Annotated in this window: 23 protein-coding genes and 1 pseudogene; 13 read left to right on the forward strand and 11 right to left on the reverse strand. The window is 72.8% G+C overall.

Annotated elements, in window-relative coordinates:
* Positions 1-11: 11 nt before the first annotated feature.
* From ACFQQL_RS08860 to proC, 5 genes are all read right to left on the reverse strand, one after another.
* A complete protein-coding gene (locus ACFQQL_RS08860) occupies positions 12-848 on the reverse strand; it encodes an ABC transporter ATP-binding protein (RefSeq protein WP_382393345.1) in 837 nt (278 codons plus the stop codon).
* Positions 845-1,888: an iron chelate uptake ABC transporter family permease subunit gene (locus ACFQQL_RS08865; RefSeq protein ID WP_382393347.1), complete on the reverse strand. Its 1,044-nt coding sequence runs from the start codon at positions 1,886-1,888 to the stop codon at positions 845-847. Before ACFQQL_RS08865 ends, ACFQQL_RS08860 begins: the two co-directional genes overlap by 4 nt.
* Positions 1,885-2,904 carry a putative F420-0 ABC transporter substrate-binding protein gene (locus tag ACFQQL_RS08870; protein ID WP_382393349.1) on the reverse strand — a complete coding sequence of 340 codons (1,020 nt, stop codon included), beginning with the start codon at positions 2,902-2,904 and terminating at the stop codon, positions 1,885-1,887. The genes ACFQQL_RS08865 and ACFQQL_RS08870 overlap by 4 nt, the downstream gene beginning before the upstream one ends.
* Before the next feature lie 148 nt (positions 2,905-3,052).
* Positions 3,053-4,288 carry an endonuclease/exonuclease/phosphatase family protein gene (locus ACFQQL_RS08875; RefSeq protein ID WP_382393816.1) on the reverse strand — a complete coding sequence of 412 codons (1,236 nt, stop codon included), beginning with the start codon at positions 4,286-4,288 and terminating at the stop codon, positions 3,053-3,055.
* Positions 4,289-4,362: 74 nt separating this feature from the next.
* Complete coding sequence (gene proC, locus ACFQQL_RS08880) at positions 4,363-5,169, reverse strand: pyrroline-5-carboxylate reductase (RefSeq protein WP_382393350.1); 807 nt, start codon at positions 5,167-5,169, stop codon at positions 4,363-4,365.
* A gap of 70 nt (positions 5,170-5,239) precedes the next feature.
* Here proC and ACFQQL_RS08885 point away from each other — a divergent pair, with 70 nt between their 5' ends.
* Positions 5,240-6,010: an SDR family oxidoreductase gene (locus tag ACFQQL_RS08885; protein ID WP_382393352.1), complete on the forward strand. Its 771-nt coding sequence runs from the start codon at positions 5,240-5,242 to the stop codon at positions 6,008-6,010.
* Between the two features lie 27 nt (positions 6,011-6,037).
* Here the strand turns inward: ACFQQL_RS08885 and ACFQQL_RS08890 are convergent, their stop codons facing one another.
* The 4 genes from ACFQQL_RS08890 to ACFQQL_RS08905 all read right to left on the reverse strand — a co-directional run bounded on the left by ACFQQL_RS08890 (position 6,038) and on the right by ACFQQL_RS08905 (position 9,292).
* Positions 6,038-6,988: an AEC family transporter gene (locus ACFQQL_RS08890; protein WP_382393354.1), complete on the reverse strand. Its 951-nt coding sequence runs from the start codon at positions 6,986-6,988 to the stop codon at positions 6,038-6,040.
* Complete coding sequence (locus ACFQQL_RS08895; protein WP_382393356.1) at positions 6,985-7,515, reverse strand: CGNR zinc finger domain-containing protein; 531 nt, start codon at positions 7,513-7,515, stop codon at positions 6,985-6,987. Before ACFQQL_RS08895 ends, ACFQQL_RS08890 begins: the two co-directional genes overlap by 4 nt.
* On the reverse strand, positions 7,512-8,432 hold the full coding sequence (locus ACFQQL_RS08900; protein ID WP_382393358.1) for a ketopantoate reductase family protein: 921 nt from the start codon (positions 8,430-8,432) through the stop codon (positions 7,512-7,514). Before ACFQQL_RS08900 ends, ACFQQL_RS08895 begins: the two co-directional genes overlap by 4 nt.
* 101 nt (positions 8,433-8,533) lie before the next feature.
* Positions 8,534-9,292 carry a PepSY domain-containing protein gene (locus tag ACFQQL_RS08905; protein ID WP_382393360.1) on the reverse strand — a complete coding sequence of 253 codons (759 nt, stop codon included), beginning with the start codon at positions 9,290-9,292 and terminating at the stop codon, positions 8,534-8,536.
* Between the two features lie 369 nt (positions 9,293-9,661).
* On the opposite strand from ACFQQL_RS08905, the gene ileS reads away from it, so the two are divergent.
* From ileS to ACFQQL_RS08935, 6 genes and pseudogenes are all read left to right on the forward strand, one after another.
* Entirely contained in the window at positions 9,662-12,970 is a 3,309-nt protein-coding gene (ileS, locus tag ACFQQL_RS08910) for an isoleucine--tRNA ligase (protein ID WP_382393362.1), read from the forward strand.
* Positions 12,967-14,358: a bifunctional folylpolyglutamate synthase/dihydrofolate synthase gene (locus ACFQQL_RS08915; RefSeq protein WP_382393364.1), complete on the forward strand. Its 1,392-nt coding sequence runs from the start codon at positions 12,967-12,969 to the stop codon at positions 14,356-14,358. Before ileS ends, ACFQQL_RS08915 begins: the two co-directional genes overlap by 4 nt.
* A 133-nt stretch (positions 14,359-14,491) precedes the next feature.
* Positions 14,492-15,453 (forward strand): annotated as a pseudogene (locus ACFQQL_RS08920) (NAD(P)-dependent oxidoreductase).
* Entirely contained in the window at positions 15,446-16,489 is a 1,044-nt protein-coding gene (gene vanA / locus ACFQQL_RS08925) for a D-alanine--(R)-lactate ligase (protein ID WP_382393366.1), read from the forward strand. The pseudogene ACFQQL_RS08920 and the gene vanA overlap by 8 nt, the downstream one beginning before the upstream one ends.
* Positions 16,486-17,091 carry a D-Ala-D-Ala dipeptidase VanX gene (vanX, locus tag ACFQQL_RS08930; protein WP_382393368.1) on the forward strand — a complete coding sequence of 202 codons (606 nt, stop codon included), beginning with the start codon at positions 16,486-16,488 and terminating at the stop codon, positions 17,089-17,091. Before vanA ends, vanX begins: the two co-directional genes overlap by 4 nt.
* 43 nt (positions 17,092-17,134) lie before the next feature.
* Complete coding sequence (locus ACFQQL_RS08935; protein ID WP_382393370.1) at positions 17,135-17,569, forward strand: GNAT family N-acetyltransferase; 435 nt, start codon at positions 17,135-17,137, stop codon at positions 17,567-17,569.
* 9 nt (positions 17,570-17,578) lie between these two features.
* On the opposite strand, the gene ACFQQL_RS08940 is transcribed toward ACFQQL_RS08935, so the two are convergent.
* Both ACFQQL_RS08940 and ACFQQL_RS08945 read right to left on the reverse strand, forming a co-directional pair.
* Positions 17,579-18,700, reverse strand: coding sequence for a sensor histidine kinase (locus ACFQQL_RS08940; RefSeq protein WP_382393372.1), 1,122 nt, complete (start codon positions 18,698-18,700; stop codon positions 17,579-17,581).
* Entirely contained in the window at positions 18,693-19,373 is a 681-nt protein-coding gene (locus tag ACFQQL_RS08945; RefSeq protein WP_382393374.1) for a response regulator transcription factor, read from the reverse strand. The genes ACFQQL_RS08940 and ACFQQL_RS08945 overlap by 8 nt, the downstream gene beginning before the upstream one ends.
* Positions 19,374-19,458: 85 nt before the next feature.
* Here ACFQQL_RS08945 and ACFQQL_RS08950 point away from each other — a divergent pair, with 85 nt between their 5' ends.
* The 6 genes from ACFQQL_RS08950 (at position 19,459) to ndk (ending at position 23,686) form a co-directional block, all read left to right on the forward strand.
* Positions 19,459-20,073, forward strand: coding sequence for a M15 family metallopeptidase (locus tag ACFQQL_RS08950; RefSeq protein WP_382393376.1), 615 nt, complete (start codon positions 19,459-19,461; stop codon positions 20,071-20,073).
* 133 nt (positions 20,074-20,206) lie between these two features.
* Positions 20,207-21,208, forward strand: coding sequence for a dihydroxyacetone kinase subunit DhaK (dhaK, locus tag ACFQQL_RS08955; protein WP_382393378.1), 1,002 nt, complete (start codon positions 20,207-20,209; stop codon positions 21,206-21,208).
* Positions 21,209-21,306: 98 nt separating this feature from the next.
* Positions 21,307-21,945, forward strand: a complete 639-nt coding sequence (gene dhaL / locus ACFQQL_RS08960) for a dihydroxyacetone kinase subunit DhaL (RefSeq protein ID WP_382393380.1) — start codon at positions 21,307-21,309, stop codon at positions 21,943-21,945.
* Entirely contained in the window at positions 21,945-22,694 is a 750-nt protein-coding gene (gene dhaM, locus ACFQQL_RS08965; RefSeq protein WP_382393382.1) for a dihydroxyacetone kinase phosphoryl donor subunit DhaM, read from the forward strand. The genes dhaL and dhaM overlap by 1 nt, the downstream gene beginning before the upstream one ends.
* Positions 22,695-22,814: 120 nt before the next feature.
* Positions 22,815-23,246, forward strand: coding sequence for a DUF4233 domain-containing protein (locus tag ACFQQL_RS08970; protein WP_382393384.1), 432 nt, complete (start codon positions 22,815-22,817; stop codon positions 23,244-23,246).
* A gap of 11 nt (positions 23,247-23,257) precedes the next feature.
* Positions 23,258-23,686: a nucleoside-diphosphate kinase gene (gene ndk / locus ACFQQL_RS08975; protein ID WP_382393386.1), complete on the forward strand. Its 429-nt coding sequence runs from the start codon at positions 23,258-23,260 to the stop codon at positions 23,684-23,686.
* The last annotated feature ends 57 nt before the right edge of the window (positions 23,687-23,743 follow it).

The raw sequence follows: 23,743 nt of genomic DNA on the forward strand, positions 1-23,743 counted from the left end.
CCCGGCCCGCGCTAGCGGCCCGCCCGGACCTCCCGGTCCGTCCGGGCCGGAGTCACCGGCATCGCGGCCCCCGGCTCCCGGTCCATGACCAGCAGCTCGTGGTCGCCCGCACTGACACGCCGCGCACGCACCCGGTAGACCTCGCTCACCAGCTCGCCGGTGAGCACCTGCTCCGGCGGTCCCGCGGCCACGGCGCGGCCGGCCGACAGGACGACGACGTGGTCGGCGTAGCGCAGCGCGTGGTTGAGGTCGTGCAGTGCCGCCAGCACGGTGACGCCGTCGTGCCGCAGGTCCCGGGCGAGCGCGAGCACGTCGAGCTGGGCCGCCACGTCGAGATGGTTCGTCGGCTCGTCGAGCAGCAGCAGCCGCGGCTCCTGCGCCAGCGCCCGTGCCAGGTGCACGCGCTGGCGCTCGCCGCCGGACAGCGTCGCGAAGTCCCGGTCCCGCAGCCATGCCGCCCCGGCTCGCTCCAGCGCGGCGTCGACGATCGCCAGGTCGTCCGCGGAGTCGGCGCCCCAACGCGGCCGGTGCGGCGTGCGGCCCAGCAGCACCACGTCGAGCACGCGGCGGGACACGGCGGCCGGCGCGTCCTGCTCCACGAGCGAGATCTGGCGGGCGCGACTCCGGCGCGTCATCCGGACGAGGTCCTCCCCGTCGAGCAGCAGCGCACCGTCCAGGGGCACCGCACCGACGATCGCCCGCAGCACCGTGGACTTGCCCGCCCCGTTCGGCCCGACGAGCGCCGTCACCGACCCGGCCGGTACCTCGGCGTCGACCCCGTCCAGCACCCGCACGCCGCCGAGCCGGACCGCGAGCCCGGCGATCCGCAGCTCGGCCCCGCCCCTCATGCGGCACCTGCCCGACGCCGCAGCAGCAACGCGAAGACCGGCGCACCGACCGCGGCCGTCATGATCCCCACCGGCAGCTCACGGGTCTCGAACAGGCTCCGCGCCCCGGTGTCCGCCAGCAGCAGGAACGACGCCCCGGCCAGCGCGGCCACCGGGAGCAGCCGGTGATGGCGTTCACCGACGACCAGCCGGACCGCGTGCGGCACCACGAGGCCGACGAAGCCGATGGCGCCGGCGACCGACACCAGCACGCCCGTGAGCAGCGCCGACGCCCCCAGCAGCAGCCACCGCGTCCGGGTCACCGCGACGCCGAGCGCCGCGGCCGCGACGTCACCGAACGTGAACGCGTCCAGCGTCCTGGCCTGGAGCAGCAGGAAACCCCCGACGGCCGCGCATGCGGCCAGTGCCACGAACGCCTCGCTCCACACCGCCCCGCCGAGCGAGCCCATGAGCCACGTGAGGATCTCCCGGTAGGAGTCGCCGGTCGAGGACCAGAACAGCACGAAGCTCACGACCGCGGACGCTGCCTGCGCCACGGCCACGCCCGCCAGCACCGTCCGGACCGGGCTCAGCCCGCCGCCGCGCCCGCTGGCGAGTGCGAGGGTGAGCACCAGCGCGCCTAGGCCGCCGAGGAAGGCGGCCAGGGGCAGCGCGGTGCCCAGCCCGAGCACCAGGACGAGCACCGCGCCGACCGACGCGCCCGAGGAGACGCCGAGCAGGTAGGGGTCGGCGAGCGGGTTGCGGGTCAGCGCCTGCATGACCGCCCCGCACAGCGCGAGCCCGGCGCCCACCGCGGCGGCCCCCACCACGCGCGGGGCCCGGCCCTGCCAGACGATCGCGTCGTCGATCCGGCCGAGCGGGTTCGCCGGACACGTCTCGAAGACGGCCCCGCAGACGTGGTGCCAGGCCGAGGTCCACACGCCCAGCACGCCGATGTCCGCCTGCCCGAGCGTGAGGGCCCACCCGGCGAGCAGCACCAACAGGGCGACGAGCATCACCAGGGTGAACCCCAGCGCTGCGGTCGACCGGACGATCCTCACTGCGGCACCTCGGCCAGCTGCGCCGAGAGGTCCGCCGCGGCCGGCACGTTCCGCACGCCGGCCTCGGTCGCCGGGAACGGGATCACCACGTAGCGGCCGTCCTGGACCGCCGAGAGGCGCCGGGTCACCGGGTTCGACTCGAGCATCTCGATCTTGGACTCCGCCGTGTTCCAGGCGGAGTCCACCAGGACGATGACGTCGGGGTCCGCGGACGCGACGGCCTCCCAGCCCATCGACGTCCACGTGTCCGGCACGTCCTCGGCGACGTTCTGCAGCCCGACAGCGTCCATGATCATCTGCGGCGCCCCGATCCCGGCGCCGACGTACGGCACGTCGTTGCCGGAGGAGTACCACAGGGCCGTGCGCCCCTCACCCGTCGGCCGGACGTCCTCGAGCGTCGCCCGCTGCTCCGCGACGAGCCGCTCCGCCGCGTCCACGGAGTCCCCGCCGAGGATCCGGCCCACCTCGGTGATCTCCTCGAAGACGAGGTCGAAGGTCAGCCGTTCCGGCTGGTGATCAGCCTCGCGGCAGGCCGACGGCGAGACGTAGGTCGCGATCCCCAGGTCGTCGAACATCGACCGCTCGCCGGCTCCGTCGCTGCTGAGGTTCGACTCCCACCCGGCGTAGACCAGGTCCGGCTCGAGCTCGAGCACCGCCTCGGCGGAGGGGTTCTGCTCGGCCAGCACCGGAACGTCCTCGGCCTGGCCGGCGAGATCCTCGGGCAGCGGCCCGTCCGAGAACGCCGTGCCCACCAGCCGGTCGCCCGCGCCGAGCGCCAGCACCATCTCGGTGGCGGAGGACTTGATCGTCACGACGCGCTCCGGCGGGGTCTCCAGCGTCGTCTCGACCCCGCACGAGCTCACGGTCTGCGAGTCCTCGCCCGACGGCGCGGCGGACCCCTCCGGCGTCGAGGACGCGGTGCTCGAGGTGCCCGGCCCGTCGACGGCGGTCGCGCCGCACCCGGCCAGCAGGACGGCGGTGAGGAGCGCGAGCGGGGCGGTCCGACGGCAGGGCACGGGTGAACTCCGAGGTCGACAACTGGTGCTGTCGCCGCAGTCACTGCGCTGCAGCCGGGACCGGCAGGTCCAGGTCGGGACCTGCGCACCGGAGACCTCCGGGGCCGAGAGGCAGTCTACGAGGCCGTCGCCGAGCCCGCAGCCGGCGTCAGCGCAGGCCCGGCACGAGCACGTCGACCCAGACCGAACGGTGGTCCGAGGTCGGGAACGGTTGCTCGCCCGTCAGCTCCGACCCCGGCTCGTCGGCCGCCGGCCAGTACACGCCGGAGTCGCGGACCGGCAGGTTCTTCGACGGCAGCACGTAGTCCACCCGCAGGTTGCCCGGTGCCTGGTCGTCGAAGTCGGCCGTGTCCAGGGCCGCCGCGCCGTCGTGCTGGGCGTTCGCGCCACCCTGCAGCTCGGCCGCCTCCACGGCGCCGCTGGAGACCGGTTCCGGGTCACGGACCCGTGGATGGTCGAGCAGCTGGGTGATGGCCTCGTCCACCGAGTCCCCGTCGACGGGGTCGGCGTTGTAGTCGCCGGCGATCACGAAGCGGCTGCCGGGGCGCAGCCCCCCGCGCTCGCCGTCGTCGTCGTAGATGTAGGAGCTCTGGCGTGGTGAGCCGACGTAGTCCGCCCAGAAGCGGATCTCGTCGTGGTTCCGACGCCCGTTGCGGTCCTCGGCGCCGTCGAAGCTCGGGGGGGTCGGGTGTGCGGCGAGGACATGGACGGTCGTGGAGCCGACGCGCACGGGCACGTCCCAGTGGGACTTGCTCGACAGGGGCAGCGCGCCCAGCTCCTCCTCGCTGTACCAGTCACCCGCGGCGGCTGTGGCCGGGTCGTCCGGCAGGAGGGCGCCCGGCATGTCCTGCCAGCGGAAGTCCTGGAAGGTCCGGACCTGCTCCGTGGCGATCGGGTGCCGGGAGAGCACGACCATGCCGTACTGGCCGGGGAACTCGCCGAAGCCGAGGGCGTCGTCCGCCGTCCCGGTCTGGCCGTCGTTGTTGAGGTCGAGGCCCGAGTCCACGCCGGTGTTGACCGGGGCGGAGTACGCGTAGGGGTACTCGATCGGCTCCTCGCCGTGCTGGCTGACCTCGAGGTAGTCGGACCGGAAGAGGTCCACCGCCTGGCCCTCGTCGTCGTGGTCGAACTCGTTCAGGAGCACCACGTCCGGCCGGGTCGTCTGCAGCACCTGGGCGATGTTCGCGGCCTGCTCGTCGTCCGAGCGCAGGTCGCTGACGAGCTGGCCGGGCTGCGCACGGTTGAGCGACACGTTGTACGTCGCGACCCGCAGCGGCGTGCGCCCGCCGTCGCCCGCGGGCGCCGCGGCGGCCGGTGACGCGACGGCGATCGCAGCCGCCCACGCACCCGCAACGGCCACAGCAAGGCCCACGAGACGTCCCATACGCATGTCTCAACCGTAACAACGGCGCGTGACACCAGGAAGGGGATGCGCGTCCGAAACGCGCGGAACGGGCCTCAGGCGAGCTCGCGGTCCCGGTCGATCGCCGCCTGCACGCACCGCGCCACGGCCGCCGAGAAGCCTGCGTCCTCCAGCGCGACGGTGCCCGCGATGGTGGTCCCGCCGGGCGAGGAGACCATGTCCGCGAGCTGGGTCGGGGCCGTGTCCGTCTCCAGCAGGGTCCGGGCGGTGCCGAGAAGCATCTGCGCGGCGATCGAGACCGCCTGCGCCTTCGGCATGCCGTTCTTCACGGCCGCGCGCGCGAGGGCCTCGACGAACAGCGCCGACCACGCCGGCGCCGACCCGGCCACCGCCGCGTAGGCCGGGAAGAGGCGCTCCGGCAGCACCGTGGCGGCACCGACCGACTCGAACAGCGCGACGACGGACCGGACCTGGTCCTCGGTGGTCGCCGCGTTGCCACACACCGCGGCCATCCCCGCCCCGACCAGCGCGTTGACGTTCGGCATCACCCGCACGACCGCCTGGCCGTCCGGCAGCAGCGACTCGAGCGTCGGCAGCGTCAGGCCCGCCGCGAGCGAGGCCACCAGACTGCCCTGCGCGGCGAGCGCGTCGCGCAGCGGCGGGACGACCTCCGCCACCAGGTGCGGCTTGACGGCGAGCACCACGAGCCCGCCCGGGCCCACCCGCTCGACGACCTCGAGGTTGTCGGACGCCGCGGCGACGCCCGTCTCCGCGGCCAGCGCCTGCGCGCTGCGTCCGTGCAGGGAGGAGACGACCACGTCCTGGGGAGCGACGGCCTTCCCCGCCGCGCCCCGCACGATCGCGCCGGCCATGTTGCCCGCCCCGATGAACCCGACCTTCATCTGTCCGCTCCTTGACGTCGACGTGCGGACGATCGTGTCACGAGGTCCACGCACACGGCATGATCGACCCATGGCCGAGACGACACCGCAGAACCCAGCACCACGTGCCCTCGTCACCGGCGCCTCCAGCGGCATCGGCGCCGCCACGGTCCGGCGCCTGCGGCGGGAGGGGTGGGAGGTGCTCGCCACGGCCCGGCGGGCGGACCGGCTGGCCGCCCTCGCCGAGGAGACCGGCTGCGAGACGTATACCGCCGACCTCACCGACGAGAGCGACGTCCAGGGCCTCGTCGAGCGGGTCCGCAGCACCGGTCCGCTGCGGTCCCTGGTCAACAACGCCGGAGGCGCGCTCGGCACCGACCCGGTCGAGACCGGGGACGTGGACGAATGGCGGCGGATGTACGAGATCAACGTCGTCGCCACGCTGCGGCTCACCCAGGGGCTGCTGCCCGTGCTTCGGGCCGACGGCGGGGGCGACGTCCTCGTGGTGACCTCGACCGCGGCACACGGCACCTACCCGGGAGGAGGCGGGTACACGGCCGCCAAGCACGCCGAGCGGATGATCGCGGACACCCTGCGCCTCGAGCTCGTCGGGGAGCCGGTCCGGATCCTCGAGGTCGCGCCGGGGATGGTGAAGACCGAGGAGTTCTCCCTCAACCGGCTGCACGGCGACGCCGCGGCCGCGGAGGACGTCTACGCCGGTGTCGCCGAGCCGCTGGTGGCCGAGGACGTCGCGGACGTGATCGTGTTCGCCCTGACCCGCCCGGCGCACGTCAACCTGGACCGGATCATCATGCGGCCGCGGGCCCAGGCCAGCAACACGGTCGTGCACCGCGAGCGCTGAGCCGCCAGGGCCGCGCGGCGACGTCCGTCACGGCAGCAGCAGGGCGGCCACGAGCGGGATCGTCAGCATCGCGGCGAGGGTGCTGGCGGCGATGGTGGCCGCCGCGGTGCGGCCGTCGCCGCCGTACTCCCGTGCCAGCACGAACGCCGTCGTCGAGGTCGGCATCGCGGCCATGAGCACGAGCGTGCCGGTCCAGGTCGCGTCCAGCCTCGGGGCGAGCAGCGCGAGCGCACCCCACGTGGCGACCGGCAGGAGCAGCAGCTTCGTCGTGACGGCCGCGCCGACGTCGAGCACCCGCACGCCACCGGAGGTCAGGGCACGCAGCGACGGACCGAGCGTCAGCCCGACCGCGACCAGAGCGCCCGGCACCGCGGCCCCGGCGAGCAGGTCGATGCTCGCGGTCAGCGCGTGCGGCGGCCGGATCCCGAGATGGGCGACGAGCAGCCCGGCCGCGACGCTGATCGTCACCGGGTTGAGCAGGATCGCCCGCCGCGTCGTCTCCCACAGTGCGGGCCCGAGCCCTTCGCCGCGACCGCGGCGGGCGATCGCGAGCACCGGGTAGCCGACCATGAAGACGACGTTGTGCGCCAGCTGCGCGAGGCCCGCGGCCAGCCCGGCGCCCTCGCCGAGCAGCCCGACGGCGACCGGGATTCCGAGGTAGCCCACGTTCGCGTACCCGGCGGCCAGGGCGACCTCGCTGCCGGCGCCGCGGCGTCGCCCCCGCCCGAGCGGCAGCGCGAGGGCGGTGGCCACCAGCGCGGCGACCGCCACCGCCACGGCCAGCATCCCGACCGGGACGCCCGACCCTGCCGGGTCGGTCCCGGCGAGCGTGTCGAAGAGGAAGCAGGGGAGCGCGACGTAGAAGACGAACGCCGTGAGGATCGGCTCGGCGTCGCGGAACCGCGCGAACCGGCCCAGCACCAGCCCCACGCCGAGGAGGACGAAGAACGGCAGCAGCGCGCCGACCGCGGCCCTCACCCGCGCCTCCTGTCAGCACGGTGGGCCCGGTGGGCCCGCACACGCTCACGGCCCTGGCATCGCACCGAGCAGAAGCGCCGGTTCTGCGCCGGGGAGCCGTCGAGGTAGACGTCGGCGCAGTCGGCGGCCGCGCAGACGCCGAGGCGGTGCCCGGCGTCCACGGCGCGCACGAGGGTCGCGACCATCGCACCGACGAGCATCTCGGTGCGCCGGCCCGTGCTCCAGCCGCGGGCGGAGGGCAGCAGCAGCGGCTGCAGGTCGACCCGCTCGACCAGGCCGTTCAGCAGGTTCCGGCGCTCCTCGACGCCGGCGGCGAACACCGGGTGGACGGCGTCGGAGGCCCGGGCGATCTCGGCGTCACCCGGCGCGGCGTCCGGCCATGCGGCCTCCAGCGCGCGCCGCCACGGGGCGGTCGGCTCCGGGAAGCCGGTCCAGGGCCGGCTCGAGACCCGGGCCGGCACGGTGCCCCACTCGTTGACGAGATCGGTGACCAGGCTCGCGGGCAGGTCGGGCAGCGGGTGCCTCACGCCGTGCCCCGGGCGGAGCGCTCGCGGGGCAGCTGCGAGGCGAAGATCGTCTCGTGGACCGGGGTGTCGACGCCGAGCAGGCGGCCGTGCGCCACGACCGCGCCGTTCTGGTCCGCCAGCTCGGACGGCCGGCCCTCGGCCAGGTCACGCTGCATGGATGCGGTGGTCTCCGGCGCGAAGCCGTCGTAGACCGCGAGGACGTCGGCGAGGTCGTCGTCGGTGAGCGGGACCTCGTGGGCGCGGGCGACGGCGAGGACCTCCTGCACCGCCCGCTCGACGAGGGCGCGGGCCTCGGGGACCGCGCGGGTCTCGCCGACCGTGGCGCCGGACAGGGCGCCGACACCTCCGTAGGACGCGACGAGCGCGAGCTTCTTCCACAACGCCACGTCGACCCGGGCGGTCCACGAGGCCGAGATCCCGGCGGCCGCGAGGCCCTCGAGGACGACGGCGGCACCCTCGTCGACGTCGCGGTGGTCCAGGTAGCCCAGCGTGATCGAGGCGTCCGCGCCCACGAGCTCGACCGCCGACGGCGCGAGGCGCCGCGCGATGACCACCACCGTGCCGGCCAGCGTGGCCGCCGTCCCTGCCACGCCCCGGACGTGCTCGGGCGCGTCGACGCCGTTCTGGACCGTGAGGATGCGGCCAGGGCCCGGCCGCAGCACCGGGACGATCTCCCGGGCCGCGTCCGTCACCTGCCACGCCTTCGTCGCCACGATCGCCCAGTCGAACGGACCATGGCCCGCGAGGTCGTCGACGATCCGGACGTCTCCGACCTCCTCGTGGCGTTCCCCGCGGACCAGCGTCAGCGGGTCGGCGGAGGCGGACCGTGCCTTGAGGGTGACGGGGACGCCCCCGCGCGCCAGAGCCGCGGCCGTGTAGAGGCCGACGGCGCCCGCACCGTAGACGAGGCAGTGCATGGCGACCTTCCCGGAAGACGACGATGCCGTAACGCACAGGCGGCGTCCTGTGCGTTACGGCATCCTGTCGTCAGCCTGGCGCCGGGTCAAACCGGCCGTGCTCAGTCGTCGCGGTCGTCGTCCCGGTCGTTGTCCCGGTCGTCCCGGTCGTCGTCCCGGTCGTCCCGGTCGTCGTCCCGGTCGTTGTCCCGGTCGTTGTCGCGGTCGTCGTCCCGGTCACGCGTCAGCTCGCCGGAGGCCGGGTCGACCCGGTACTCGACGTCCTGACGGTCCTGGGTGTCCACCGTCACGGACCAGAAGTAGCGGTTGTTGTCCTCGTCCAGCTCGGCGTCGTCGATCGCGCCACCGGCGTCGGCCACGGCGAGCTCGATCGCCTGCCCGAGGCCGGTCGAGGCGTTCTGCAGTGCCCGCCGGTCGTCGTTGTCCAGGTCGTCGTTCTCGCTCCGAAGGACCTCGGTCCCGTCGGCGCTGACCTCGACCTCGACCGAGCGGTTCCCGGCAGCGACGTCGACCTCCCACGTGCCGTCGTCGTCGGAGTCGTCGAGGGCGTAGGCCGTACCGCCCGCGTCCTCCTCGGCGGTGGTGATCGCCTGCAGGGCCGCGGCGGTCGTGTCGTCCGGGGCGCTCCCACCGCCGCTCTCACCGGTGGGCGAGGACTCGTCGGCGCCGTCGTCCGTGGCGCCGTCATCGGTCGTGTCGTCGGCCGAGTCGTCGGTCGTCTCCTCGGTGGTGGGCTCCTCCGCGGGCGGTGCCTCGCCACCGGTGTCCTCGCCGCCGGAGCCCCCGCCACAGGCGGCGAGGGTGACGGCGAGGGCAGCGGCCAGGGCGGGAACGGCGGTGCGTCGTGTCGTTGTGCGCATGACTCCAGCATGCGGTGCTCGGATGAGATTCGCATGAGCGGCCGATGAATGTTCTCTCACCTTCCGGACGCGGGAGCACCTCGTCACGGCCGCCGCCCGGCGCGCTAGACTGCGGCGCACAGGCGTCGACCCGGCCATCACCGGTGAGCCTCCGGAAGAACGGGGCCGGACCTCCCGCGCGAGGCCCTCAGTAGAACCGGACGGGGAGGGCCCGTCACAGCCCGCTCGAGTGGTCACGTCCCCCGCCAACGGTGGGGTACGGGGCAAGCGAGGTGGTACCGAGGTCGCGCAGACCGACGGCCCGTCAGGGGACGGGTCCGGCGTGCGCGGTCTCCCTCGCAGCAGTTGCCGACGACCCGAGGAGCGACGTTGACCGGCGAGCCCACGCCCTACCCCCTGCACCGTCCGGGCACTCAGGTGCCCGCCTCCCCGCGCTTCCCCGACATCGAGCGCGAGGTGCTCGAGCACTGGGAGCGGGACGGCACGTTCGCCGCCTCGGTCGCGGGCCGTCCGGCCGGGCAGGACGGGCAGAACGAGTTCGTCTTCTACGACGGTCCGCCCTTCGCCAACGGCCTGCCGCACTACGGCCACCTGCTCACCGGGTACGTCAAGGACGTCGTGCCCCGCTTCCAGACCATGCGCGGCAAGCACGTCGAGCGCCGGTTCGGCTGGGACACCCACGGCCTGCCCGCCGAGCTGGAGGCGATGAGCCAGCTCGGCATCAAGACCAAGGAGGAGATCCTCGAGCTGGGGATCGAGACCTTCAACGCCGCCTGCCGCCGGTCGGTCCTGAAGTACACGGACGAGTGGCGGGACTATGTCACCCGCCAGGCCCGCTGGGTGGACTTCGACCACGACTACAAGACGCTCAACCCCGACTACATGGAGTCGGTGATCTGGGCGTTCAAGTCGCTCTACGACAAGGGCCTGGTCTACGAGGGCTTCCGCGTCCTGCCGTACTGCTGGAACGACCAGACGCCGCTGTCGAACCACGAGCTGCGGATGGACGACGACGTCTACCAGATGCGTCAGGACCCGGCCGTCACGGTCGGCTTCCGCCTCGCCCCGGCCGACGACCAGGGCGCCGCCGACCCGCTCGCCGGCGCGCTCGCGCTGATCTGGACCACGACGCCGTGGACCCTGCCGTCCAACCTCCTCATCGTCGTCGGGGAGGACATCGACTACGTCGTCGTCGAGGCGCCCCACCCGGGCGAGGCGGGACGGACCGAGCGGTACGTCCTGGCCGAGGCGCGCCTGGAGGCCTACGCCCGCGAGCTGGCCGGCGGCGACGCCGAGGAGCTGCGCTCCCGCGTGGTCGCCCGGCTGACCGGCGCCGACCTCGTCGGCCGGAGCTACACCCCGCCGTTCTCCTACTACGCGGGGCACCCCGGCGCGCACCGCATCGTCGCCGACGACTACGTCACGACGACGGACGGCACCGGGCTCGTGCACTCCGCCGGCGCCTTCGGTGAGGACGACAAGGCGACGAGCGACCGGGAGGGCATCGAGTCGGTCATGCCGGTGGGTGCGGACGGCTGCTTCACCGTCCCGGTGGCCGACTACGAGGGCCTGCAGGTCTTCGACGCGAACCCGCTGATCATCGACCACCTCAAGGCCCGCACCCGCCGGGAGGGCGCCGTCGGCTCGGTCACCGAGGGCACCGTGCTGCTGCGCCGGGAGACCTACGACCACTCCTACCCGCACTGCTGGCGCTGCCGGCAGCCGCTGATCTACCGCGGGGTGAGCTCGTGGTTCGTCGAGGTCACCGCCTTCAAGGACCGGATGGTCGAGCTCAACCAGCAGATCCACTGGGTGCCGGAGCACATCAAGGACGGGCAGTTCGGCAGGTGGCTGGAGAACGCCCGCGACTGGTCCATCACCCGGAACCGGTTCTGGGGCAGCCCGGTGCCGGTGTGGCGCTCGGACGACCCGGCCTACCCGCGCATCGACGTCTACGGCTCCCTGGCCGAGCTCGAGCGGGACTTCGGTGAGCTGCCCCGGAACGCCGACGGCGAGGTGGACCTGCACCGGCCGTACATCGACCGGCTCACCCGGCCCAACCCCGACGACCCCACCGGCCGGTCCACGATGCGGCGCGTCGAGGACGTGCTGGACGTGTGGTTCGACTCCGGGTCGATGTCCTACGCCCAGGTGCACTACCCGTTCGAGAACGCGGACTGGTTCGAGCACCACTTCCCGGGTGACTTCATCGTCGAGTACATCGGGCAGACCCGCGGCTGGTTCTACACCCTGCACGTCCTGGCCTCGGCCCTCTTCGACCGGCCGGCCTTCTCCGCGTGCGTGTCCCACGGCATCGTGCTCGGCTCCGACGGGCAGAAGATGAGCAAGTCGCTGCGCAACTACCCGGACGTGCGCGAGGTCTTCGACCGCGACGGTGCCGACGCGATGCGCTGGTTCCTCATGGCCAGCCCCATCCTGCGCGGAGGCAACCTGGTCGTCACCGAGCAGGGCATCCGGGACGCCGTGCGGCAGATCCTGCTGCCGCTGTGGAACACGTGGTACTTCTTCGCGCTCTACTCCGGCACGGTCGATCAGGGCCGGGGCTACCGGTACACCCCGCTCGACCTGACCGACCGGGCGCGCCTGGCGGACCTGCACGTCATGGACCGCTACCTGCTTGCCCACACCCGTGACCTCGCACGCACCGTCGCCGAGCAGCTCGAGGCCTACGACATCGCGGCCGCCTGCCAGTCGGTGCGTGAGTACCTCGACCTGCTCACCAACTGGTACGTGCGCACCTCCCGCGACCGGTTCTGGGAGGAGGACCGGGGCGCCTTCGACACCCTCGGCACCGCCCTGGAGGTCCTGTGCCGCGTCATGGCGCCCCTCGCGCCGCTGGTCACCGAGGAGGTCTGGCGCGGCCTGACCGGCGGGCGCAGCGTCCACCTCACCGACTGGCCCGAGCTGCCGGACACGGTCGCCGACCCCGGGCTGGTCGCCGCCATGGACGCCGCGCGGGACGTCGTGTCGGTCACCCACGGGCTGCGCAAGGCCGCCAAGGTGCGGGTCCGTCAGCCGCTGCGGACGCTGACGGTGGTCCTCACCGACCCGGCGGGCGTCAGCCAGTTCGCCGACCTGGTGGCCAGCGAGGTCAACGTCAAGGACGTCCAGGTGCGCGGCCTGGACGACGGCGCCGCCGCCGAGTACGGCATCGTCACCCGGCTGACGGTCAACGCCCGCGCCGCCGGGCCACGCCTCGGCAAGGACGTCCAGCGGGCCATCCGGGCCGCCCGGGAAGGTCGGTGGGAGCAGGCTGGGCCCGACAGGGACGGCGTGGTGGTCGACGGCATCGCGCTGCAGGACGGCGAGTACGACCTCGTCACCGAGGTGGACGCCGCCGTGGTCGGCGCCGAGAGCCGGGCCGCGCTGCTGCCCGGCGGCGGTTTCGTGGTCCTCGACCTCACCGTGGACGAGGAGCTCGCGGCCGAGGGGTACGCCCGCGACCTGGTCCGGCAGGTCCAGGACGAGCGCAAGGCGGCCGGGTTGTACGTGGCCGACCGGATCCGGCTCGAGCTGCGGGTGCCCGCCGAGAAGGTGGCCTGGGTCGAGGCGCACCGCGACCTCATCGCCCACGAGACCCTGGCCCTCGAGCTCGACGTCTCGGCCGGCGCGGACGGCACCGCCGAGGTCTCGGTCGCGAAGGTGGCCACCCCGTGAGCGCCGGGCACGGCGGTGGCGCGCAGGACGAGGGCGCCGTCGAGCGGGAGGTCCGCCGCATCTACCAGGAGGTGCTCGCGCGCGCTCCCGAGCACGAGGTCCAGCCCAGCCTGGACCGGGTCCGCGACGTGCTGGAGCTGCTCGGCGACCCGCAGCGGGCCTACCAGGTCATCCACCTCACCGGCACCAACGGCAAGACCTCCACGGCCCGCATGATCGAGGCGCTGCTGCGCGAGTCCGGGCTGCGCACCGGGCGGTTCACCTCACCGCACCTGCACACCGTGCGCGAACGCATCGCCCTGGACGGTGAGCCGATCTCGCCCGAGCGGTTCGTCGAGACCTGGGAGGACGTGGCCCCCTACATCGCCATGGTCGACGAGCGCAGCCAGGCGGCCGGCGGCCCGCCGCTGAGCTTCTTCGAGGTGTACACGGTCATGGCCTACGCCGCCTTCGCGGACACCCCGGTGGACGTGGCTGTCGTCGAGGTCGGCATGGGCGGCCGGTGGGACGCCACGAACGTCGCGGACGGCACGGTCGAGGTCATCACCCGCGTCGAACGCGACCACGAACGGTGGCTCGGGTACGGCCTCACCCAGATCGCCTCCGAGAAGGTCGGCATCATCACCGACGGTTCCGCCGTCGTCTCCGACGCCCAGCACGAGGAGGTCGAGGGCGTGCTGCTCTCCGCCGCCGCGCAGCACGGCGCGCGTCTGGTGCGGGCGGGGGAGGAGCTCGAGGTCCTGGAGCGTCAGGTCGCCGTCGGCGGGCAGATGCTCACCCTGCGGACCCCGGCCGCGGTCTACGCGGAGGTGTTCCTGCCGCTGCACGGCGCGCACCAGGCCACGAACGCGCTGCTCGCGCTCGCCGCCGTGGAGGAGCTCTTCGGCGGTCGCGCGCTCGCCGGGGACGTCGTGGAGCAGGCCTTCGCGGGCGTGAGCTCTCCGGGCCGCCTCGAGCTGGTGCGCTCCAGCCCCACCGTGCTGGTCGACGCCGCGCACAACCCGGCCGGGGTGGTCGCGCTGCACGCGGCACTGGAGGAGGCCTTCGCGTTCTCCCGCCTCGTCGGCGTCGTCGGCGTCATGGGGGACAAGGACGCCGAGGGCATCCTGGCCGAGCTCGAGCCGATGCTGGACGAGGTCGTCGTGACGCGTGCGCGCAACGAGCGCGCCATGCCGGTCGAGGACCTCGCCGAGGTCGCGCGGGAGGTGTTCGGCGAGGACCGGGTGCATCTCGCGGAACGGCTCGACGACGCGCTCGACCGGGCGGTGACGCTCGCGGAGGCCGGCGGCGAGGAGGCCATGACCAGCACGGGAGTCCTCGTGGTCGGCTCCGTGCTGCTGGCCGCCGACGTCCGGGCGCTGTTGAAGCCCACCGAGCGGAGCGCGTAGCTGCCAACGGCGACCTATCGTCGGCGTATCGAGAACCACATACGACGCGGCAACACCGCACTGCCTTGGCTGGCAGGCATGACCCCTGGCGAAGCATCACGCACTCTCGTCCGGCCCCGGCCCCTCGCACCTCCTGCCGGCACCGGCATCACGGTCTACTCGTGCGAGCCGGACGAGGCGGCGGCGTTCCGGCAGATCGCGCCCCGCCTCGGCATCGCGGCGACCTTGACCGACCAGGCCGTCTCGTCATCGAGCGCCTGGCTGGCATCGGGGACGCGGTGCATCAGCATCGGGCACAAGACCGCGGTCTCCGGTCGCGCGCTCCGCGACCTCGCTCGCGCCGGCGTGGAGTACATCTCCACGCGGAGCATCGGGTGCGACCACGTCGACGTCGACGTCGCGGCGAACGTCGGCATCACGGTCGAGAACGTCCTCTACCCACCGGACGGCGTGGCCGACTACACGCTCATGCTCATGCTCATGGCGGTCCGGCACGCGCGGTCCATCATCACTCGGACGGACGCCCACGACTACCGGCTCCACGACGGCCGCGGGAGAGACCTGCGCGACCTGACGGTGGGGGTCATCGGGACCGGGCGCATCGGCACAGCCGTCATCGACCGGCTCCGGGGATTCGGCTGCCGCGTCCTCGCGCACGACAGGCGACTCCTCGCCGCCGGCGGTGCCGGCCTCGACGAGCTGCTACAGCGCAGCGACGTCGTGACACTCCATGCTCCGCTCACGGCCGAGACGCACCACATCTTGAACCGGCGACGTCTCGCCCGGATGAGACCCGGAGCGATCGTCGTCAACACCGCGCGCGGAGGATTGGTCGACACCGAGGCGCTCGTCCAGGCGCTGGAGAGCGGACGGCTGGGCGGTGCCGCCCTCGACGTGATCGAGGGCGAGGAAGGAGTCTTCTACGCCGACCGGAGAGACGGTCCGATCGCATGCCCGTCGCTCGATCGCCTGCAGCAACTCCCGAACGTGCTCATCTCTCCGCACACCGCCTACCACACGGAGCGCGCCCTGCACGAGACCGTCGAAGGCTCCCTGGTCAACTGCCTGAGGTTCGAGGGCGAGCGCCATGGATAGATTGCGAGTCGGGATACTGTTCGGCGGGCGCTCGGAGGAGCATCGGGTCTCGGTCAAGTCGGCACGGGAGGTCGCGAAGCACCTCGACGCACGGAGATACGAACCGTTCTACGTCGGAATCACCCAAGACGGTGCGTGGCGGCTGTGTCGCGGTCCGCACGTGGGCTGGGAGCACGACGGCGCCCGTCCGGCCGTCCTCTCACCGGACCGGAGCGTGCACGGGTTGGAGGTCCAGGACCGCCACGGACGTGTCGCGACGGTCCACCTCGACGTGGTGCTGCCGGTACTGCACGGCAGGCAAGGCGAGGACGGGGCGATCCAGGGCCTGCTGGACCTGTCCGGCATCCCCTACGCGGGCTGCGACATCCAGAGCTCGGCGCTGTGCATGGACAAGTCCCTCGCCTACACCGTCGTTGGCAGTGCGGGAGTCGCGACGCCGGTCTTCCGGACCGTCACGAGGGATGAGCTTCTCGATCCCGGCCTGTTCGCCTACCCCGTCTTCGTCAAGCCGGCGCGCTCCGGATCGTCCTTCGGTGTCGGCCGTGTCGATCGGGAGGGCGACCTTTCGGCCGCCGTCGAAGCGGCCCGCCGTTACGACTCGAAGGTCCTGATCGAGGAGGCGGTCGTCGGCAGCGAGGTGGGCTGCGCGATCCTGGGGTACAGCAGCGACCTCGTCGTCGGTGAGGTCGATCAGGTCCGGCTGTCGCACGGCTTCTTCAGGATCCACCAGGAGTCCGAGCCCGAGCACGGCTCCGAGAACTCCACCGTCGTCGTCCCCGCGGACATCTCCCGGCGGGCGCGTGCCCGTGTTCGGCAGACGGCGCTGGCCGTGTACCGCGCTCTCGGGTGCCGGGGACTCGCACGGGTCGACATGTTCCTCACGAGCGACGGCGGCGTCGTGCTCAACGAGGTGAACACGCTGCCGGGCCTGACCTCGTACAGCCGCTTTCCGCGGATGATGGCGGCCGCGGGCCTGACGCTCGGCGACCTGATCGACCGGGTGGTGTCGGACGCGCTCGACGGAGCGGGTCGATGAACGACGGCTTCGCCTTCGTGGACGACATGGTCCCCGGCATCAGGTGGGACGCCAAGTACGCCACGTGGGACAACTTCACCGGCAGGCCGGTGGACGGCTACCTGGTGAACCGGGTCGTCGGCACGATGGTGCTGTGCACGGCCCTGGCGAACGCACGTGACGAAGCCGCCTCACGTGGCTTCGGTCTCCTGCTCTGGGACGGTTACCGCCCCCAGCACGCCGTGGACTCCTTCGTGCGCTGGTCGACGCAGCCGGAGGATGGCCGGACGAAGCCGCGCCACTATCCGCGCATCGACAGGTCGGAGATGTTCGATCTCGGGTACGTGGCAGTGAGATCAGGTCACAGCCGGGGAAGCACGGTCGACCTGACCCTCTATCACCTCGACACCGGTGAGCTCGCTCAGATGGGCGGTGGGTACGACCTCATGGACCCGGTCTCGCACCACGGGTCGGCGGTCGGTCGCGTCGAGTCGCGAAACCGGCGGCAGCTCCGATCCGTCATGGAGGTCTGCGGGTTTCGCTCCTACGAGCTCGAGTGGTGGCACTACACAATGGAAGACGAGCCATATCCGGACACCTACTTCGACTTCCCGATCGTCTGAACGCGGGAAGGCAGCGACGGGATCCGCCCAAAGGGAGTCGGGGATGATCCAGATCCGCCCGATCCGTGCCACGGACGCCCGGCAAGTCACCGGGCTGCTCGCACAGCTCGGGTACCCGACCGAGTTCGATGAGGTGACCAGCAGGCTCTCGGGGATCCTGGGGTCGCCCTGGCAACACGTCCTGGTCGCGGTGGCTGCCGACGGCTCGCGCCTCGACGGCTACGTCAGCGTCGAACGGCGGTTGTCACTGTCAGGGGGAGAGCGCGTCGAGATCACGGACTTGGTGGTCGACTCGCAGGTGCGCCGATCCGGGCTCGGCCGCGCGCTCGTTGCCGCCGCCGAACGATGGGCGTTGCAGGAGGGGCTCCATACGGTCCTTGTTCGTTCGAACGTCGCGCGCGGAGAGTCCCACCCGTTCTACGCGGGCATCGGGTACCAGCGGACGAAGACCTCGCACACGTACCGCAAGGAGATCTGAGCCGTCGGGTCACCTGTCGGTGAGCGGGTGCGCCGCTGGAAGTCTCACGGTGACGACAAGCCCGCCGCCGGCACGAGGATTGAGCCCGAGCGAACCGTCGTGCGCCGCCGCGATGCTCTTGACGATCGCCAGGCCGAGACCGACGCCCGCGTGGTCGGTGCGGATCCGCCGAGTGCCGCGCTGGAACGGCTCGGCGAGTGTCGAGACCAGCCGCTCGGGGAGCTTCTCGCCGCTGTTCTCCACGGTGAGGACGACGTGCTCGTCGTCGCCGGCGACGGAGATCTGCACCATGCCGTGGGTGCGGAGATTGTGGACGATCGCGTTGTGCACGAGGTTCGCCGTCATCTGGAGCAGGAGCGCGTGCGACCCAACGGTGGGCGTCACGTCCCCGGCGGTCTCGATGGTGACACCGTGCTTCTCGGCGAGCGGAAGCAGAGTCTCCGCGGCCTCCTCGACAACGAGGGACAGATCGACCGGCTCTCGGGTGAAGGATCGCTGGTCGGCCCGGCTGAGCACCAGCAGCGCCTCGGTGAGATCGATCGCGCGATCATTGACGAGCCGGAGGCGGTCGATGAGCTCGCGCGGGTCACGGTCCGCATCGTTCCGGGCGACGTCGAGCATGGTCTGCGTGACCGCCAACGGGGTCCGCAGCTCGTGGGAGGCGTTCGCGGCGAACCGCTGCTGCTCCGCGACGTTCGCCTCGATCCGCGCCAGCATCGCGTCGAAGGCGTCGGCGAGCTCACGGAACTCGTCCTTCCGGCCCTCGAGGTGGATCCGGTGGGAGAGGGAGCCGTCCGCGACTCTGCGAGTGCCAGCGGTGATGCGTGTCAACGGCGCGAGCATCCGGCCCGCCAGCACCCACCCGCCCACGAGACCGAACACGAGCAGGACGCCCAGCACCATGACTGCCGCCGGGACGAAGACGGACGGACCAAAATTGGTGGGGTTGAGGGCGCGCAGGAAGTCGGACAGATCGGGGACGCGTAGACCGTCCGACCTTCCGCGCAGCAGGAACACCCACACGACCGCGAGCAGCAGAGCTCCCGCGACCATGAGGAAACCCGCATAGCTGAGGGTGAGCTTGATCCGGACGCTCAGGCCGGGAGCCCGCTCCGGCGCGGGCTCACTCATGTCCGGCACCGGGGCCCGTGTCGATCCGGTAGCCGACGCCCGGCACGGTCGCGATGACCCACGGCTCGCCGAGCCGCTTGCGCAGGGCGGAGACCGTGATGCGGACGGCGTTGGTGAACGGGTCGGCGTTCTCGTCCCAGGCCCGTTCCAACAGCTCCTCGGCGCTGACGACGCCGCCCTCGGCGTCGACGAGCACCTCGAGCACCGCGAACTGTTTCCGGGTGAGCGCCACGTACCGACCGTCCCGGTAGACCTCGCGGCGGAACGGGTCCAGCCGCAGCCCAGCGATCTCCCGCACCGGCGGCCGGCTGCGGGCGCGCCGGCGGTCCAGTGCGCGCAACCTGAGCACGAGCTCCCGGAGCTCGAAGGGCTTCGTGAGGTAGTCGTCCGCGCCCAGCTCGAAGCCGGAGGCCTTGTCGTCGAGCCGGTCGGCCGCCGTGAGCATGAGGATCGGCATGCCGCTGCCGGACGCCACGATGCCTTGGGCGATCTCGTCACCGGAGGGCCCGGGGATGTCGCGGTCGAGGACGGCGATGTCGTAGCTGTTGACGCTCAGCAGCTCCAGCGCGGTGTCGCCGTCGCCGGCGATGTCGGCCGCGATCGCCTGCAGGCGCAGGCCGTCGCGGATGGCCTCCGCCATGTAGGGCTCGTCCTCGACGACCAGGACACGCATGGCTCGATGCTACGAGCGGCGCATATCGTCGGCGTATCGCCTGCGGCATACGGCCCGGCAACATCGCCGCGCCTTGACTGGCGGCATGACTCGGACCACAGCAGCAGGCAGAACGCACCGCGGGACCCTCTCGCCGCTCGCGGCCGGCCTCGTGGTCGTCGCGATCCTCGGCGGTCTCGTCCTGCAGTCCGTGACGGCATCGTCGTCCGGCGACGCCCGCGTCGATCCGACGTCCGACGGCACCGTCACCGAGGCGGACGGGGTCCTCCCCGACGGCGCGACGGCCTTCGACGAGCAGTACCCCGGCGTCGCCAACCTCGGTGCCGATCTGCTGAGGGCCCTGCAGGACGCGTCGACCGACGCCGCGGACGAGGGCGTCGTGATCGTCGCCAACAGCGGCTGGCGCTCGGCGGAGTACCAGGACCAGCTCCTCCGGGAGACGGTCTCGGCGTACGGCTCGGAAGCCGAGGCGGCCCGCTGGGTCGCCACTGCCGAGACGTCGTCCCACGTGTCCGGTGACGCCGTCGACGTGGGAGGCCAGGCGGCCACCGTGTGGCTGGCGGAGCACGGGGCCGCGTACGGGCTCTGCCCGGTCTACGCCAACGAGCCCTGGCACTACGAGCTGCGCCCCGAGGCCGTGGGGCGCCGGTGCCCGCCGACGTACGCCGACCCGACGGACGACCCGCGGATGCAGCAGTGACCCCTGCCCCGGGCGCGGGGACCTGCGCTCGCGGCCGGGCCGGGGAGACAATCCGTCAGCGGATCGCCCTGTGACGTAGCAGACTGTGGCTGCGGCCGCTCCGGCCGGTCCGACTACCCGAAGGAGCACGTCGGTGAAGAAGCTCATCAACGACCCGCACGACGTCGTCATCGAGTCCGTCCGGGGCTTCGGCCTGGCCCACCCGGACGTCGTCACGGTCCACGAGGACCCGCTCTACGTCGGCCGGGCCGGGGGCGCGGTCGCCGGGAAGGTCGGCCTCGTCTCCGGCGGCGGAAGCGGCCACGAGCCCCTGCACGCCGGCTACGTCGGCCACGGCATGCTCGACGCGGCCGTGCCCGGCGCCATGTTCACATCGCCGACGCCCGAGCCGATCCTCGAGGCCACCAAGGCCGCCGACGGCGGGGCCGGCGTGCTGCACATCGTGAAGAACTACACCGGCGACGTGCTCAACTTCGAGACGGCCGCAGAGCTCGCCGAGGCCGAGGACATCACCGTGCGCTCCGTCGTCGTCAACGACGACGTCGCCGTCGAGGACTCGCTGTACACCGCGGGCCGGCGTGGCGTCGCCGGCACCGTTCTGGTGGAGAAGATCGCGGGCGCGGCTGCCGAGCGGGGCGACGACCTCGAGTCGGTCGCCGCCGTCGCCGAGCAGGTCATCGAGAACGTCCGGTCGATGGGCGTCGCGCTGAGCGCCTGCACCGTCCCGCACGCCGGCAAGCCGTCGTTCGACCTGGGCGAGGACGAGATCGAGATCGGCATCGGCATCCACGGCGAGCCCGGCCGCCGGCGCATCCCGATGGCGTCCGCGAACGAGATCACCGACCTGCTCCTGAACCCGGTGCTGGAGGACCTGGGGCTGTCCTCGGGCGAGCGGGTGCTGCTCTTCGTCAACGGCATGGGCGGCACGCCGCTGTCCGAGCTGTACCTCGTGTACGACCACGCCCGGCAGGTGCTGGAGTCCCGAGGCGCGCAGGTCACCCGCTCGTTGGTCGGGAACTACATCACGTCCCTGGAGATGCAAGGCGCCTCGATCACGGTGCTGCGGCTCGACGACGCGCTGACCGACCTGTGGGACGCCCCGGTGAGCACCGTCGCGCTGCGGCGCGGCATGTGAGCAGCAGCTGATCGGCCGAGAGCGAGGAGAATGGACGGGATGAACCCCGCTTGCGACGAGCGCGGGCGAAGGACGAGCGGAGAGCGAGGAGACTGCGCATGAGCACCACCGGACTCGGGGCCAGCTGGGCCGTGGACTGGATGCAGCGGGCCCAGGCGGTGGTCTCGGCCAACCGGGTGGACCTCATCGACCTGGACCGCGCCATCGGGGACGGGGACCACGGGGAGAACATGGACCGTGGCTTCACCGCGGTGAGCGGCAAGCTCGCCACCCTGGCGCCGCAGACGCCCGCCGAGGTGCTCAAGACGGTCGCCACGACCCTGATGTCGACCGTCGGCGGGGCCGCCGGCCCGCTCTACGGCACGGCGTTCCTCCGCGCCTCCAAGGCCGCCGACGGCGAGCTGGACGGCGCGGGGGTGGCCGCGGCCCTCGAGGCCGCCGTCGAGGGCATCCAGGCGCGTGGCAAGGCAGAGCCGGGGGAGAAGACCATGGTCGACGCGTGGTTGCCTGCGGCCCGGGCTGCCCGCGCCGCGGCGTCCGACGGCGCCGCCCCCGCGGCCGTGCTGAGGGCCGCCGCCGACGCCGCGGCGTCCGGTGCGCAGGCCACCGAGCCGATGGTGGCGACGAAGGGTCGTGCGAGCTATCTCGGGCAGCGGTCGGCAGGGCACCGCGACCCGGGGGCGCAGTCCAGCGCCTTGCTGCTCGCAGCCGCGGCCGAGGCCGCCGAGGCGCCGTGATGGCCGCGAGCGGGCAGGTGCGCACCGGCCTGGTCCTCGTCTCGCACTCCGCACGCCTCGCCGACGGCGTGGTCGAGGTCGCGGCCCAGATGGCGCCGGACGTGCGGATCGTCGCCGCCGGCGGGCTCGAGGACGGCGCGATCGGCACCAGCTACGCGCTGGTGGAGACGGCCATCTCGGACCTGCTCGGCACCGACGGCCTCGACGGCGTCGTGCTCCTGACCGACCTCGGCTCCGCCACCATGACGGCCGAGTCCGTCCTCGAGGCGCTCGAGGGCGACAGCGGCGTCGTGCTCGCCGACGGCCCGCTCGTCGAGGGCGCCGTCGCGGCCGCGGTGGCGGCCCAGGGCGGCGCGGGTGCCGCGGACGTGGCACGGGCGGTGCGTGACGCCGGAGCCGCCTTCGGTGGTGCGGCGGACCTGTCCGCGGAGGCTGGCGACACCGGCAGCGGCACCGCCGGGGCGCCCGCGACCGGCGACGATGTCCTGACCAAGGACTTCGTCCTGGTCAACGAGGTCGGCCTGCACGCCCGGCCGGCCGCCACACTGGCGCGCCTGGTCTCCGGGTACGACGCGACGGTCACGGTGAACGGCGTGGACGCCACCAGCGTGCTGGCCCTCATGGCCCTCGGCCTGCGCAAGGGCGACGAGATCCACGTCGCGGCCTCGGGCACGCAGGCCGCGGAGGCGCTGGACGGCGTCGCCGGGAGCGTGGCCGACGGCTTCGGGGAGGGCGCGGCCGCCGGATAGCACCGCGGGAGGGGGCGGCGCCGCACGGCACACACCTGTCCCGCGAGGACCGCCGTATCCGTGGGTGCGTTCGGGAGAGCTGTGTGTCTCCTCGGTGGTCGCGGGACCTAGCATTGACCGGTGAGCACCGGCAGCGCTGAGCCCCCACCGCCCAGGAAGCCCGGCTCGGCCCGGGCGATGTTCGCCGTCTCGGTGCTCGCCTCGGAGTTCCTCGTGGTGCTGTTCGCGACGCTGGTCGCGCACGGCCTGCAGCTGGCCGACCGCCCGCTGGTGTGGACCGCAGGTGGTGCGGTCATGCTGCTGTGCCTGCTCGGCTGCGGGCTCGTGCGCCGCGGCAGGGCCGGTGTCGTGGTCGGGTACGTGGTGCAGGTGCTGCTCCTGGCGGCCGGCGTCGTGCTGCCCGCCATGCTCGTCGTCGGGGCGCTCTTCGGCGTGCTGTGGGTGGTCTCCCTGCGGGTCGGCGCGCGTATCGACCGCGAGCGTCAGGAGCGCTACCAGGCGGAGCTGGAGCACCGTGCGCAGCAGGCAGGGACCGACGCCGCAGACCGGTAGGCTGCCTGCACGTGACTACTTCCCTCGAACGCACCCTGGTCATCGTCAAGCCCGACGGCGTCGCCCGCCGGCTCACCGGCGAGGTGCTCCGCCGCGTCGAGGCCAAGGGCTACACGATCGTCGCTCTCGAGCAGCGCACCGTGTCCCGGGAGCTGCTCACCGAGCACTACGCCGAGCACCAGGGCAAGCCCTTCTTCGAGCCGCTGCTGGAGTTCATGACGTCCGGTCCCGTCGTCGCCGCCGTCGTCGAGGGCCACGGCGTCATCGAGGGCTTCCGGTCGCTCGCCGGCGCCACCAACCCGACCTCCGCCGCCCCGGGAACCATCCGTGGCGACCTCGGGCGCGAGTGGGGCACCACCGTGGTGCAGAACCTCGTCCACGGCTCCGACAGCCCCGAGTCCGCGGCACGGGAGATCGGGCTCTGGTTCCCGATCCTCTGACGGCCCGGCCGTCCACAACTCCGGCCCACCTCACGGATCGGCGGCACCTGAGGCCTT

It is taken from the genome of Georgenia alba (assembly GCF_042665525.1).
GTDB lineage: Bacteria > Actinomycetota > Actinomycetes > Actinomycetales > Actinomycetaceae > Allobogoriella > Allobogoriella alba.

Coding starts and splice junctions, on each gene's coding strand:
- dhaM (WP_382393382.1), top strand. CDS start 21,945: ATGGCCGCGAGCGGGCAGGTGCGCACCGGCCTGGTCCTCGTCTCGCAC.
- ACFQQL_RS08945 (WP_382393374.1), bottom strand. CDS start 19,373: ATGCGTGTCCTGGTCGTCGAGGACGAGCCCTACATGGCGGAGGCCATC.
- ACFQQL_RS08875 (WP_382393816.1), bottom strand. CDS start 4,288: ATGGGACGTCTCGTGGGCCTTGCTGTGGCCGTTGCGGGTGCGTGGGCG.
- ACFQQL_RS08950 (WP_382393376.1), top strand. CDS start 19,459: ATGACTCGGACCACAGCAGCAGGCAGAACGCACCGCGGGACCCTCTCG.
- dhaL (WP_382393380.1), top strand. CDS start 21,307: ATGAGCACCACCGGACTCGGGGCCAGCTGGGCCGTGGACTGGATGCAG.
- ACFQQL_RS08905 (WP_382393360.1), bottom strand. CDS start 9,292: ATGCGCACAACGACACGACGCACCGCCGTTCCCGCCCTGGCCGCTGCC.
- proC (WP_382393350.1), bottom strand. CDS start 5,169: ATGAAGGTCGGGTTCATCGGGGCGGGCAACATGGCCGGCGCGATCGTG.
- ACFQQL_RS08885 (WP_382393352.1), top strand. CDS start 5,240: ATGGCCGAGACGACACCGCAGAACCCAGCACCACGTGCCCTCGTCACC.
- ACFQQL_RS08935 (WP_382393370.1), top strand. CDS start 17,135: ATGATCCAGATCCGCCCGATCCGTGCCACGGACGCCCGGCAAGTCACC.
- ACFQQL_RS08860 (WP_382393345.1), bottom strand. CDS start 848: ATGAGGGGCGGGGCCGAGCTGCGGATCGCCGGGCTCGCGGTCCGGCTC.
- ACFQQL_RS08900 (WP_382393358.1), bottom strand. CDS start 8,432: ATGCACTGCCTCGTCTACGGTGCGGGCGCCGTCGGCCTCTACACGGCC.
- ACFQQL_RS08940 (WP_382393372.1), bottom strand. CDS start 18,700: ATGAGTGAGCCCGCGCCGGAGCGGGCTCCCGGCCTGAGCGTCCGGATC.
- vanA (WP_382393366.1), top strand. CDS start 15,446: ATGGATAGATTGCGAGTCGGGATACTGTTCGGCGGGCGCTCGGAGGAG.
- vanX (WP_382393368.1), top strand. CDS start 16,486: ATGAACGACGGCTTCGCCTTCGTGGACGACATGGTCCCCGGCATCAGG.